12 protein-coding genes are annotated in these 12,325 nt (G+C 73.4%); 5 read left to right on the top strand and 7 right to left on the bottom strand.

Features of this window, described 5'->3' with window-relative positions:
• The 4 genes from HF577_RS33610 to HF577_RS33595 form a co-directional block, all read right to left on the bottom strand.
• A partial coding sequence (locus HF577_RS33610; protein WP_169400034.1) for an ABC transporter ATP-binding protein occupies positions 1–1,841 on the bottom strand: 1,841 nt, incomplete at its 3' end.
• A 107-nt stretch (positions 1,842–1,948) separates the two neighbouring features.
• Positions 1,949–2,752 carry an enoyl-CoA hydratase/isomerase family protein gene (locus HF577_RS33605; RefSeq protein ID WP_169400031.1) on the bottom strand — a complete coding sequence of 268 codons (804 nt, stop codon included), beginning with the start codon at positions 2,750–2,752 and terminating at the stop codon, positions 1,949–1,951.
• Positions 2,753–2,780: 28 nt separating this feature from the next.
• A complete protein-coding gene (locus tag HF577_RS33600) occupies positions 2,781–2,990 on the bottom strand; it encodes a helix-turn-helix domain-containing protein (RefSeq protein WP_169400030.1) in 210 nt (69 codons plus the stop codon).
• A gap of 324 nt (positions 2,991–3,314) precedes the next feature.
• Positions 3,315–4,946 (bottom strand): ABC-F family ATP-binding cassette domain-containing protein, encoded by a 1,632-nt coding sequence (locus tag HF577_RS33595; protein WP_169400029.1) that lies wholly within the window; start codon positions 4,944–4,946, stop codon positions 3,315–3,317.
• Positions 4,947–5,076: 130 nt separating this feature from the next.
• On the opposite strand from HF577_RS33595, the gene HF577_RS33590 reads away from it, so the two are divergent.
• Positions 5,077–5,865 (top strand): SDR family oxidoreductase, encoded by a 789-nt coding sequence (locus HF577_RS33590; protein ID WP_169400028.1) that lies wholly within the window; start codon positions 5,077–5,079, stop codon positions 5,863–5,865.
• Between the two features lie 8 nt (positions 5,866–5,873).
• Here the strand turns inward: HF577_RS33590 and HF577_RS33585 are convergent, their stop codons facing one another.
• The gene (locus HF577_RS33585) at positions 5,874–7,331 is read right to left on the bottom strand and encodes a deoxyguanosinetriphosphate triphosphohydrolase family protein (protein WP_169400033.1); all 1,458 of its coding nucleotides are present in this window, start codon (positions 7,329–7,331) and stop codon (positions 5,874–5,876) included.
• Between the two features lie 149 nt (positions 7,332–7,480).
• Here HF577_RS33585 and HF577_RS33580 point away from each other — a divergent pair, with 149 nt between their 5' ends.
• The 4 genes from HF577_RS33580 (at position 7,481) to HF577_RS33565 (ending at position 11,139) form a co-directional block, all read left to right on the top strand.
• On the top strand, positions 7,481–8,704 hold the full coding sequence (locus tag HF577_RS33580; RefSeq protein ID WP_169400027.1) for a lycopene cyclase family protein: 1,224 nt from the start codon (positions 7,481–7,483) through the stop codon (positions 8,702–8,704).
• Positions 8,705–8,782: 78 nt separating this feature from the next.
• Positions 8,783–9,232 carry a universal stress protein gene (locus HF577_RS33575; protein ID WP_169400026.1) on the top strand — a complete coding sequence of 150 codons (450 nt, stop codon included), beginning with the start codon at positions 8,783–8,785 and terminating at the stop codon, positions 9,230–9,232.
• Between the two features lies 1 nt (position 9,233).
• Complete coding sequence (locus HF577_RS33570; RefSeq protein ID WP_312859552.1) at positions 9,234–10,277, top strand: adenylate/guanylate cyclase domain-containing protein; 1,044 nt, start codon at positions 9,234–9,236, stop codon at positions 10,275–10,277.
• Positions 10,278–10,311: 34 nt separating this feature from the next.
• The gene (locus tag HF577_RS33565) at positions 10,312–11,139 is read left to right on the top strand and encodes an arylamine N-acetyltransferase family protein (RefSeq protein WP_169400025.1); all 828 of its coding nucleotides are present in this window, start codon (positions 10,312–10,314) and stop codon (positions 11,137–11,139) included.
• A 172-nt stretch (positions 11,140–11,311) separates the two neighbouring features.
• On the opposite strand, the gene HF577_RS33560 is transcribed toward HF577_RS33565, so the two are convergent.
• Together HF577_RS33560 and HF577_RS39470 are read right to left on the bottom strand one after the other, a co-directional pair.
• The gene (locus tag HF577_RS33560; RefSeq protein WP_169400024.1) at positions 11,312–11,935 is read right to left on the bottom strand and encodes a hypothetical protein; all 624 of its coding nucleotides are present in this window, start codon (positions 11,933–11,935) and stop codon (positions 11,312–11,314) included.
• Positions 11,932–12,325 (bottom strand): ATP-binding cassette domain-containing protein (locus tag HF577_RS39470; protein ID WP_169400023.1); only part of this gene is annotated, 394 nt, incomplete at its 5' end. The genes HF577_RS39470 and HF577_RS33560, both read right to left, overlap by 4 nt.

Below are 12,325 nucleotides of genomic sequence, written 5' to 3'. Positions count from 1 at the left end.
CCGTCGGCGAACTGCGTGCGGTGCAGCACCGCGTAGCGGCCGTCGAGTGCGAGCAGTTCCTCGTGGGTCCCCCGCTCCACGATCCGTCCGTGGTCGACCACCGCGATCTCGTCGGCGGCGCGGATGGTGGAGAGCCGGTGGGCGATCACGATGGCGGTGCGGCCGGCGAGCGCCTCCGCGAGAGCGGCCTGCACGGCGACCTCCGACTCGGAGTCCAGGTGCGCCGTGGCCTCGTCGAGGATCACCACGCGCGGCCTGGCCAGCAGGAGACGGGCGATGGTGAGCCGCTGTCGCTCCCCTCCGGACAGCCGGTACCCGCGCTCCCCCACCACCGTGTCGAGGCCGTCGGGCAGCGTGTCTAGCACCTCCCCCAGGCGCGCCCGGCGCAGCGCGTCGACGATCTCGGCGTCGGTGGCGTCCGGCGAGGCGTAGCGCAGGTTGGCGCGGATGGTGTCGTGGAACAGGTGCCCGTCCTGGGTGACCACCCCGACCGCGCCGCGCAGCGCGGCGAACGTCAGGTCCCGCACATCGATCCCGGACAGCTCGACCGCACCGGCGTCGACGTCGTAGAGCCGCGGGACCAGCGAGGCCAGCGTCGACTTGCCGGCGCCCGAGGACCCGACCAGCGCGAGCAGCCGGCCGGGGCCGACCTCGAGGTCGATCCCGTGCAGCACCTCCTCGTTGACCCGGTTGTCCAGCACGGCCACCTCCTCCAGGGAGGCCAGCGACACCTGCTCCGCGTTCGGGTAGCCGAACCGGACCCCGCGCAGGCGCACGCCGACGGGCCCGTCGGGCAGGTCGACGGCCCTCGGCTTCTCCCTGATCATCGGCAGCAGGTCGAGCACCTCGAAGACCCGCTCGAACGACACGAGTGCCGTCATGACGTCGACGCGCGCGTTGGCGAGCGCGGTCATGGGCGTGTACAGGCGGGTCAGCAGCAGCGCGAGGGTGACCACGGTGCCCGGCTCGATCTGACCGGTCACCGCGAGGTAGCCGCCGAGGCCGTAGACCAGCGCCTGGGCCAGCGCCGAGACCAGCGAGAGCGCGGTGACGAAGACCCGCGAGACCATCGCGGTGCGCACGCCGATGTCGCGCACCCGCTCGGCCCGCTCGCCGAACTCGCGGGCCTCCGACTCCGGGTGGCCGAAGAGCTTCACCAGGGTGGCGCCCGGCGCGGAGAACCGCTCGGTCATCTGCGTGCTCATGCCGGCGTTGAGGTCGGCCGACTCGCGCCGCAGGTCGGCGATCGTGCGGCCCATCCGGCGGGCCGGCAGCACGAAGATCGGGAGCAGCAGCAGCGCCAGCAGCGTCACCTGCCAGGCGAGGCTGATCATCACACCGAGGGCGAGAGCAAGCTGGACGGCGTTGCTCAGCACGGACGCCAGAGTCGAGGTGATCGCCGACTGCGCGCCCATCACGTCGTTGTTGAGCCTGCTCACCAGCGCGCCGGTCCGCGTGCGGGTGAAGAACGCGACCGGCATCCGCTGCACGTGCTCGAACACCGCGCGGCGCAGGTCGACGATCAGCCCTTCGCCGATGCGGGAGGAGAACCAGCGCGACACCAGGCCGACCACTGCCTCCAGCACGGCGAGGACCGCGATGCCCGTGGCCAGGCCGAGCACGGTGCCCGCGGCCGCGGAGACGTCGCCGCGGGCCACGATGGTGTTCACCACGCGCCCCGCCAGCACCGGGGTGAGCACCCCGATGGTCGCCGAGACGACCGTGAGCAGCAGGAAGGCCAGCAGCCACCGCCGGTAGGGCCGGGCGAAGGTCCAGATCCGCGGGACCGTGCCCTTCTTCACCGACGTCGGCACGTCCGCTCCGCGGGCGACGCCCCGCATCATCCCCCAGGCGCGGTCCACCGCGGCCCCCCTACTTACACGGTTACAGAAGCTGTCTCAGCGCAGCAACGCCGCGACGGCGTCCGTTTACTCCCGCTCGCCCCGGATCAGCTCTCGGCGGGAACCATGGCCCGCAGGAGGCGCAGTTGGGCGGCCCGCTCGGCTGCGAGGGCGTCGGCGGGGTCGAGACCCTCGGCCACCCCGGAGAGCAGGCCGAGGGTCTCGGTGGCGGCCCCGGGTGGGGCCGTGAGAAGGGCGGAGACGAGGGCGTCGACCTCGGCGTCCAGCTCCGCGACGGGTACCGCACGCAGTGCGAGCCCCGACGCCACCGCCTCCTCCGCTCCCACCCGGCGCCCGGTCAGGCAGATCTCCACCGCGCGGGCGTAGCCGACGGTGTGTACCAGCGGGTGGGTACCGCCGAGGTCCGGGACGATCCCCAAGGAGGTCTCCGCCATGCAGAACTGCACGTCGTCGGCCACCACCCGCAGGTCGCAGGCCAGCGCGAGCTGGAACCCCGCTCCGATCGCGTGGCCCTGCACCCCCGCCACGGTGACCCGTGCCGGGTGGCGCAGCCACGAGAAACCGGCCTGGAAACCGGCGATGACGGCGTCGGCTTCCCGGTCGGGCATTGAGGCGATGCCGGCGATGCCGGGCGTTCCGTCGATCTCCTGCGCCGTGAAGAAGCGCTTGTCGAGACCGGCCGAGAACGCCCGGCCCTCGCCACGTACGACCACCACTCGAACCTCGTCGGGAAGCGCCTCGCCGATAGAGCGGAGCGCCTCCCACGTGGCGGGCATCTGCGCGTTCAACACCTCGGGCCGCGCGAGCCTGATCGTGGCCCGCGGACCGTCGACGTCGAGCACGAGCCCACCGCGCTCGAGGAGACCGGGGTCCATCACCGCTGTCGTCATGCGGGCAGGCTAGCCCGCAGCGGATCTACTACTTCTTCTTCGTACGCGTTGCCCCGCCGCGCCCCCGCAGCGGAACGCCCGTCTCGCTCAGGACCCGGTGCACGAAACCGTACGACCGGCCCGTCTGCTCGGCGAGGGCCCGGATGCTCGCGCCCTTCTCGTACTTCTTCTTGAGATCGGTAGCGAGCTTGTCGCGCTGGGTGCCGGTGATACGTGCACCCTTCTTCAGGTCGGCCACGGCCGTTTCCTCCTCTGTCCGCGGCGGAACTTCCGCGCGCGGTTCGTTCCCGGCCCCCCGGTGCGCGCAATGATCGTCCTCCATGGAAGCTCTAACCAGGAGATCCACTCGATGATCGGTGAACGGTTCCGCCGAACGGACCACGCGGACGGGTGATCATTGCCGCACGAATCTCACCTCGCTGTCACTCCCCCGCCGCCTCTTTGTCGCTCGGGAGAGCGCACCCTGCACTCCGTACGGACCGGAGGATCACCGCAGGTCAACACGACATGCGGAATAACTTTGTCCGATCGGGTGGTACCCGCGGGGGTGCAAATCCCCCGATCAGGCCAACTGCACGAGCTCGAGATACTCGGCGGACCACAGATCCTCGGTGCCATCGGGCAGCACGATCACCTTGTCCGGGTGTAGCGCCTCCACCGCACCCGAGTCGTGCGTGACGAGTACGACGGCACCGGCGAAGCGCCGCAAAGCATCGAGAACCTGTTCCCGGCTCGCCGGATCGAGGTTGTTCGTCGGTTCGTCGAGCAAGAGGACGTTGGCTGCACTCGAGACGAGACCGGCCAACGCGAGGCGGGTCTTCTCCCCGCCCGAGAGCGTGCCGGCGGGTTGCTGGAGCTGGTCGCCGGAGAACATGAACGATCCCAGCAATGTACGCAGTTGCTGTTCCGGAGTGTCCGGAGAAGCGTGCCGAACGTTCTCCCACACAGTCGCATCGAGATCGAGCGTGTCGTGTTCCTGCGCGTAGTACCCCGTGCGCAATCCGTGGCCGGGCAGGACGCGCCCGGCGTCGGGCGCCTCGGTGCCGGCCAGCAGCCGCAGCAGGGTGGTCTTCCCGGCGCCGTTGAGCCCGAGCACGACGACCTTGGCCCCCCGGTCGACCGCGAGGTCGACGCCGGTGAACACCTCCAGCGAGCCGAACGCCTTGCTCAGCCCCTCGGCGGTGAGCGGGGTGCGCCCGCACGGCGCCGGGTCGGGGAACCGGATCTTCGCCACCCGGTCGTTCTTCCGCTCGGGCTCGAGGCCCGCGAGCATCTGGTCGGCGCGGCGCGCCATGTTCTTGGCGGCCACCGCCTTCGTGGCTTTGGCGCCCATCTTCGCGGCCTGCGTGTGCAGCACGGCCGCCTTCTTCTCGGCGTTGGCGCGCTCGCGGCGGCGGCGCTTCTCGTCGGTGGCGCGCGCCTCCTGGTAGCGCTTCCAGTCCATGTTGTAGACGTCGGCCTCGCCGCGCGTGGCGTCGAGGAACCACACCTTGTTGACGACGGCGGCCAGCAGGTCGGTGTCGTGGCTGATCACGACGAGGCCACCGTCGTGGGCGGCGAGGAAGGACCGCAGCCAGGTGATCGAGTCGGCGTCGAGGTGGTTGGTGGGCTCGTCGAGCAGCAGCGTGGTGGCGCTGGGCGCTCCCCCGCCGCCGCCGTCGGACGCGGCGAACAGGATGCGCGCCAGCTCCACGCGGCGGCGCTGACCGCCGGAGAGCGTGGCGATCTGCTGGTGGAGCACGCGGTCGGGCAGGCCGAGGTGGGCGCAGATGCGGGCGGCCTCGCTCTCGGCGGCGTACCCCCCGAGGGCGGAGAACCGCTCCTCGATGCGCCCGTACTCGCGCACGGCCTTGTCGTTCTGCGCCCCGTCGACCAGCTCGGCCATCGCCGTCTGGGCCTTCTCCATCTTCCGCAGCATCTCGTCGAGGCCACGGGCGGACAGGACGCGGTCCTTGGCCGTGACGGTCAGGTCGCCCTCGCGAGGGTCCTGCGGGAGGTAGCCGACCGCGCTGTTGGCGCTGACCGCGCCGCCGTACGGCTCGCCCTCGCCCGCCAGCACCCGCATCGAGGTGGTCTTGCCTGCGCCGTTGCGCCCGACGAGCCCGATACGGTCACCTGCCTGGACACGCAGGTTGGCCCCGGACAGGAGGATGCGGGACCCGGCCCGCAGTTCCAGGTCTGTAGCGGTGATCACGAGGAGAACTCCAGAAGGTCCGGGAGAGGGCGTGCGCGGGCAGGGAGAGCCACTGCTTCGCTACTCGGTCCGGACCACGCACCCAGAGTACCGACCGCCACGAGCGGATTCGGTCAGTAGGGTGCCGCGCATGACCGATCTCACCGACCTGTCCGGCCGGGCCGCCCTCATCACCGGTGCGAGCCGCGGCATCGGGTTCGCCATCGCAGGCGAGCTGCTCTCCCGCGGCGCCTCGGTGACGATCACGGCACGCAAGCCCGACGAGCTCGCCGCCGCCGCCGAGAAGCTGGTCGCCGACGCCGCAGGTGGCGACGCCTCCCGGGTGCTCGCGGTGCCGGGCAACGCCGGCTCCGAGGAGTCGCGCGCGGAGGCGGTCACGAAGACCGTCGAGGCCTTCGGCAGCCTCGGGATCCTGGTCAACAACACCGGCATCAACCCGATCTACGGCGACCTCATGGAGGCCGACCTGGGTGCGGTCCGCAAGATCTTCGACACCAACGTGGTCGCGGCGCTGGCGTTCGTGCAGCTGGCCTACCGGGCGTGGATGCGCGACCACGGGGGCGTGGTGATCAACCTCGCATCCACGGCGGGGCTGCGGTCCACGGGGGCGATCCCGGTGTACGGCGCGTCCAAGGCCGCGCTGATCCGGCTCACCGAGGAGCTGGCGTGGCAGCTCGGGCCGGGCATCCGCGTCAACGCCGTGGCCCCGTCGGTGGTGAAGACGAAGTTCGCCACCGCGCTCTATGCCGAGGGCGAGGAGAAGGTCAGCGCCGCCTACCCGCTCAAGCGCCTGGGCGAGCCCGAGGACATCGCCCAGCTCGTCGGGTTCCTGGTGTCCGACGCGGCGTCGTGGATCACCGGCGAGACCGTGCGGATCGACGGGGGGATCCTGGCCACCGGCTCGCTGGGTTCGGGCTGACCTCTTCTCTACAACACGGCCGCGTCGGTCCACAGCCGCGCGGAGCGCCCGGTCAGCACGTCGAGCAGCGCACTGGCCTGGCCGTCGGTCAGGGACGCGACGTAGTCCACCACCGCGCGGCCGCGGGCCATCCGGTCCACGTCCGCGGCGGGGACGAGCGCGGCGAACTCATCACGGGCCAGCGCCACGAGGTCGCGCAGCCGTGGGGGCTTGTGCGTCTCGTCGTCGTCGCCGGAGAGCCAGTCGTGCAGCGCCCCGACCAGGCCGGCGAGCACCGTGGCCTGTCCCCGCTGGTGGGAGGCGAGGTCGGCGCGCTCCAGCACGAACCGGCGGTGCACGAACTTCAGCACCGCCACCTCGTGCCACTGCTCGGTGGCCAGCGTGACGTGCGCCGAGCGGACCGGGGGGTCGGACAGCAGCCGCACCCCACCCACGAGGCGGGCCGTCCAGCGGGCGGAGAACTCCGCGACGGCCCGCTCCGCCGCCATCGACCCGTCGAACGACGCGGCCAGGAGCCCGTCCGCCAGCTCGGCGCGCACCCGCTCGACGGCGGCGGCGAACGCGTCGTCCTCGTAGGCCCAGCCGTCCTTGTCGCACAACCGGCGCCGCAGCCGTTCCAGGGCGCCCCCGGGACGGTCGGCTCCGGCCGCGGCACCGGCGCGCTGCCAGCCGCGGAGCTCGCCCGCCACCCCGGCCTGCTGCAGCACGCCGACCCGGTGGAAGTCCTCGACGTCGTGGATCGCGTAGGCGATGTCGTCGGCGATGTCCATGACGGCCGCCTCGACCGTCTGCTGCCACGGCCCGACCCGGCCGAACGCCGCGCGGCTCGCCCGCAGGTCGTCCAGTTCGGTGGCGTACGCCGAGAACTTGGCGGACCCGGCCTCCGGTGCCCCCGGCAACGGGCCGGCGCCGCGCGGCGGCAGCGCGGCCGCGCTCGGGTGCGGATCGGGGTGGCCCCGCCGCGACCACGGGTACTTCAGGACGGCGGCCCGGACGGCGGCGGTGAGGTCCAGCCCCGTGCCGCCGGGGCCGTGCAGGTCGATCGTCGTGACGATGCGGAAGCTCTGCGCGTTGCCCTCGAACCCGTCGGGCAACCCGAGCCGCTCGCGGGCGAGCCGGTCGAGCACCTGCTCCCCGAGATGACCGAAGGGCGGGTGCCCGAGGTCGTGGGCCAGCGCCGCGGCCTCGACGACATCGGCGTCGAGGCCGCCCAGCCGGTCGACCACGGGCGCCGCGGCCGGGTCGCCCGTCAGGCGTTCGGCGATCGCGCGGGCCACCTGTGCCACCTGCAGGCTGTGGGTGAGCCGGTTGTGGACGAGCAGGCCCGAGCCCGTCGGGCTGACCACCTGGGTCACCCCGGCGAGGCGGGCGAAGAACGGCGAGGCCACGATCCGGTCCCGGTCGACGCGGAACGGGCTGCGGGCGAGTGCCGCACCGGTCTCCGCCGTCCGCGAACGCCGGGCCACGCGGGCCGTGTGGTCGACGGCGCCGGCCGCCGGCCCCGCGTCCGGCCCGCCGTCCGCCGGGCCCGGTGCGGACCCCGCCTCCGGGGCGAGTGCCCTCTGATCGGTCACCGCAGCAGGCTAATGGCCGCCCGTACCGGTAGAACGGGCCCGTGCCCCGCCCCGCAACGGACGTCCTCGTGGTCGGCGGCGGTCCCGCAGGCCGGGCACTGGCCGCGGAGTGTGGCCTCCGCGGGCTGCGGACCCTGCTGGTGGACCCGGCGCCCGACGCGCCGTGGCGGGTGACCTACGGCTGCTGGGCCGGCGAGCTGCCGCCCGGCCTGCCCGCGTCCGTCGTCGCCGCCACCGTGCGCGGGCGGGCGACCGCACTCACCCACCACGACCTGGGCTGGGACTACGCCGTGCTGGACGTCCCGGCACTGCGGGCGCACCTCGACTCCCGCCTCGGCCACGCGGGCGTCACTGTCACGGCCGGGCGGGTGGCCGGGTGGGACGCACCCGGCACCGTCGCGCTCGCGGACGGGAGCCACGTCCACGCCGCGGTCGTCGTCGACGCCGGGGGCCGCCGCCAGCCGCTCCGGACGGCACCCGAGCCGGGACCCGGGCGCCCGTCGGCGGAGCAGACGGCCTTCGGGGTCGTGGTCGAGGAGTCGGCCGCCGCCCCCGTCGTCACCCCGGGTACGGCGCTGTTCATGGACTGGCGCCGCGACCACGGCGAGCCGGGCTGGCCGACGTTCCTCTACGCCGTGCCGCTCGGGGGCGGCGCGGTACTGCTCGAGGAGACCTCGCTGGCGCGCCGCCCCGCGCTTCCCGTGGCGGTGCTGCGGCGCAGGCTGTTCGCGCGGCTGGCCGCCCGCGGCGTCACGCCGCAGGCCGATGCGCCGGTCGAACGCGTGCGCTTCCCGGTCGACTCGCCACGGCACCGGACGCCCGGGGTGCTCGGCTTCGGCGCGGCGGCCCCGCTGGTGCATCCGGCCACGGGGTTCAGCGTGGCGACCTCGCTCACCCTCGCGCCCGCGGTGGCGGACGCCGTCGCCGCCCACCTCCCGGCCGGCCCGCGCGACGCGCTGGCCGCGGCCGAGGCTGCGGTCTGGCCCACCGCCGCCCGTGCCGTGCACCGCCTGCGCCGCGTCGGGCTGGAGGCACTGCTGCGGATGCCGCCCGCCGAGGTGCCGGGGTTCTTCGAGGTGTTCCTCGGGCTGCCCGAACGGCACCGCTGGGCCTACCTCACCGGGCGTGGCGATCTCCGCGGCATGGTGTCCACCATGAACGCGCTGTTCGGCCGGGCCGACTGGCGGCTGCGCCGGAGGCTGGTGGGACCCGCACTGCGTCCACCTGCTCCGGCCGTGCCCGACGAGGCCGCCCCGACCGCCTGACGGGGGGAACCGGGCCGCGGCCGTTCCTGCTACCGGCGGTAACCTCACGGCCGACGTTTCCCCCAGACGGAGGCTCCCATGTCCGCCTACCGCACCATCGTCGTCGGCACCGACGGTTCCGCCACCTCCTTCGCCGCCGTGGACCGCGCCGCCGCCGTGGCCGGCGACAGCGACGCCGAGCTCGTCATCGTCTGCGCCTACACCCCGGCAGGCCGGGACGACACTGCCGAGGCCGAGGACGTCCTCAAGGAGGAGGCCTACCTCGTGCGCGGCTGGACCCCGGCGGAGGAGACGCTGCGGTCGGCCGAGGACCGCGCCCTCACCGCAGGCGCGGGCCGGGTCCGCACGGTGGCGGCCGACGGCGCGCCGGTGGAGGTGCTGCGCAAGGCCGTCGCCGACACGAACGCCGACCTGCTCGTCGTCGGGAACCGCGGGCTCAACACGCTGAGCGGGCGGTTGCTCGGCTCCGTCCCCGCCGACGTCGCGCGCCGCGCCGGCGTGGACGTGCTCATCGTGCACACCACCTGACGTGGCCGGCGCCGACGGCGGGTGGCTGGCGGGCATCGCCAGGCTGCTCCGCGGACGGCAGCCGGTCGGCCGGTCCGGCCTCCCGCTCGACGAGGCGCTCGAGGAGGTCGTGCTCGGGGCGCCGCGGCGCTACACACGCCTGCAGGTGAGCGCGGCGGCCGGGCTCGACCAGGAGGAGGGCCGCAGGCTGTGGCGCTCGCTCGGGTTCGCCGAGGTGGCCGACGACGCCGTCCTGTTCACCCAGCGCGACATCGACGCTGCGCAGCTGATGTCCGGACTCACCGAGGCAGGCGTGCTCGATCCCGACGTCCGGGAGGCGGTCGCCCGGGCCGTCGCCCAGCAGATGTCGCGACTCGCGGAGTGGCAGGTCGGTCTGGTCCGGCGGCTGGTCGAGAGCCGGCCCGAGGAGGTCACGGCGCAGCAGGTCCTGGAGATCACCACCGCGGTGGTGCCTGCCCTGCAGGAGCTGCAGACCTACGTGTGGCGCCGCCACCTCGCCGCCACGGTCCACCGGTCGCTGGTCACGTCCGGGACCGTGGCGGGCTCCCCCGACACCTGGCCGCTGGTCGTCGGCTTCGCGGACATGGTGGGCTTCACCCGCACCACCCGGCGCCGCTCCACCGCGGAGCTCGGCGAGATGATCGAGCGGTTCGGCTCCAGCACCACCGAGGTGATCGCGGACGGGCGCGGCCGCATCGTCAAGACGGTCGGGGACGAGGTGCTGTTCGTCGCCGACGAGATCGCCGACGGCGCGGCGATCGCGCTGGGACTGCTCCGCCGCGTAAGCGCCGAACCCGTACTCCCCCGGCTGCGGATCGGGCTGGCCGCCGGGCCCGTCCTCGTCCGGTACGGGGACGTCTACGGCGAGGTCGTCAACATCGCCGCCCGGCTCACCACCCACGCCCACCCCGACTCCGTGCTCGTCGACCGCACGGTCGCCGAGGCACTCGCGGACGACCCCCGCTTCGCGGTGCGCCCGTTGCGGCCACTGGCCGTCCGCGGCTACCGGAACCTGCATCCGTGGCTGCTCGAACCGAACAGTTGACCACAACCCGGGTGAACCTCGCAGAATGATCCATATGACCATCACCAGCCCGGAAACCCCGGCTCTGACCGCGTATGTCGACCGGATCGGCTCGCCCGAGGTCACCGGGCCCGACCTCCCCACCCTGCGCCGCATCGTCGCGGCGCACACCCGGGCGATCGCGTTCGAGAACCTCGACCCCTTCACCCGCCGGGACGTGCTCCTGGACCGGGAGAGCCTGACCGCGAAGCTCGTCGACGGTGGCCGGGGCGGCTGGTGCTTCGAGCAGAACAACCTGCTGCGTGCAGCCCTCGACACCCTGGGCTACCGCACCACCGGGCTCGCGGCCCGGGTGCTGTGGAGCAGACCGGCCGACGCGCCGGTCTCGCCACGGGGCCACATGCTGCTGCGCGTCGACCTGCCCGAGGGCCCGCACGTGGTCGACGTCGGCTTCGGGGGGCTCACCCTCACCGGCGTGCTGGCGCTCGAGCCCGACGCCCCGCAGGCCACCCCGCACGAGCCGTTCCGCCTGCTGGCCGACGGCGACGGCTTCGTGGTGCAGGCCCGGGTCGGTGCCGAGTGGCGGCCGCTGTACCGGTTCGACCTGACCCCGCAGCACCTGGCCGACTACGAGGTCACCAACTGGTACCTCGGGCACCACCCGGCGTCCCACTTCCTGGCCACCGTGATGGCCGCCCGTCCCGACACCGACCGGCGCTACGCCCTCAACGGCACCTCCTTCGCGGTCCACCACCTCGACGGCCCGACCGAGCGGCGCACCCTCGAGAGCCCGGCCGCGGTGTGCGCCGTGCTGGAGGAGCACTTCCGGCTCGACCTCTCCGGCCTGCCGGACCTGCCCAGCGCTCTCGGCAGGCTGTTCTGACCTGACCTCTATCGCGGCCGTCGGCGTCCATGATCAGCGCGAGATCCGCGGTTCGGCCCTCTCGAGGGCCAAGAGCCACATGTCGCAACGATCATGCCGCCGCCCCCGCCGCCCGGTCCGCCCGCGCACTACCCCTGCCCCAGCGAGTCGCCCGGTCCAAGGGAACGGTGGGTCACACCGTGACCGACCCGGTCGGCACCAGGTCGACGATCGGGTAGGGCAGGTCACCGGGCAGGAGCATCTGCGGCACCTGCGCGAACCGCCAGCCGTTCCCGTTGCGGGTGAAGGTCCACACGATGTCGTAACGGTCGCGGGGCCAGTGGGCGGGTGGGGCCGGAGTCACCTCGCCCAGTTCCGCGGCGATCCTGTGGATGTTCTCGTGGTTCCAGGCCACCACGGTGGCACCGGGACGGGAGGTGAGCTCCCTGGCCAGGTGGGCCTCGTCGCCCGCGGCGTAGCGCCGGACCACGTCCAGGCCTAGCCGGGCGGCCAGCGGCGTCACCGTCTGCACCGACCGCTTGCTGTGGCCGTTCTCGTAAGCCGTGCCGTACACCGTGTCCGGCCGGTAGAGACCGGCCGGCGGTTCCCCCCGGGACGGGGCGAACAGCCCGACCAGCGCCCCGGCCCGGATCCACCCGTTCACGGTGAGGGAGTGCCGGTCGAAGTTTCCCTCCGGGGTGATGCCGCGCGGGATGCCGGCATGGCCGGGCTTCTCCGCGTGCCTGATGATCATCACCACGTGCTCGGTCCGGGACGGCTCGCCCGCGTCCGGCCACCCGCTCGTCGTGGTCGTCATCCGCGCACCCCCGGGGCGACGCCCACCGCGGTGGCCGGCATCCCGCTCAGGATTGGGTCGGTCGAGGGCCTGTCGTCCGGTGGCCTCTGCGCCGGCGGCCTCTCGGTGGGCAGGGGCGGCGCCTCCTCGAGGACGCCGCAGCGATGCAGGTGCACCGTGCGCGTGGCCAGCCGAGTCAACGCCGGTTGATGGGTGGTCATGATGACCGTGCGATCCTCGACCAACCGGGTCAGGGCCTGCACCACGAGCTCCTCAGCGGTCACGTCGAGCCCGACGGTGGGTTCGTCCAGGAGCACCACCGGCGCGTCGACCAGCAGTGCCCGGGCGATCCCCACCCGCTGGCGCTGCCCGCCCGAGAGGCCGATCCCGCCCGCGGAGATGGTGGTGTCG

The organism is Pseudonocardia xinjiangensis (assembly GCF_012911925.1).
Taxonomy (GTDB): domain Bacteria; phylum Actinomycetota; class Actinomycetes; order Mycobacteriales; family Pseudonocardiaceae; genus Pseudonocardia; species Pseudonocardia xinjiangensis.
Note: the sequence above shows the minus strand (reverse complement) of the source record. Positions and strands in the feature narration are given on the sequence as shown.

Bases quoted from the DNA above. Each gene is read 5' to 3' on its own strand.
- HF577_RS33605 (WP_169400031.1), bottom strand. From the start codon at position 2,752: ATGACGACAGCGGTGATGGACCCCGGTCTCCTCGAGCGCGGTGGGCTC.
- HF577_RS33590 (WP_169400028.1), top strand. From the start codon at position 5,077: ATGACCGATCTCACCGACCTGTCCGGCCGGGCCGCCCTCATCACCGGT.
- HF577_RS33575 (WP_169400026.1), top strand. From the start codon at position 8,783: ATGTCCGCCTACCGCACCATCGTCGTCGGCACCGACGGTTCCGCCACC.
- HF577_RS33565 (WP_169400025.1), top strand. From the start codon at position 10,312: ATGACCATCACCAGCCCGGAAACCCCGGCTCTGACCGCGTATGTCGAC.
- HF577_RS33560 (WP_169400024.1), bottom strand. From the start codon at position 11,935: ATGACGACCACGACGAGCGGGTGGCCGGACGCGGGCGAGCCGTCCCGG.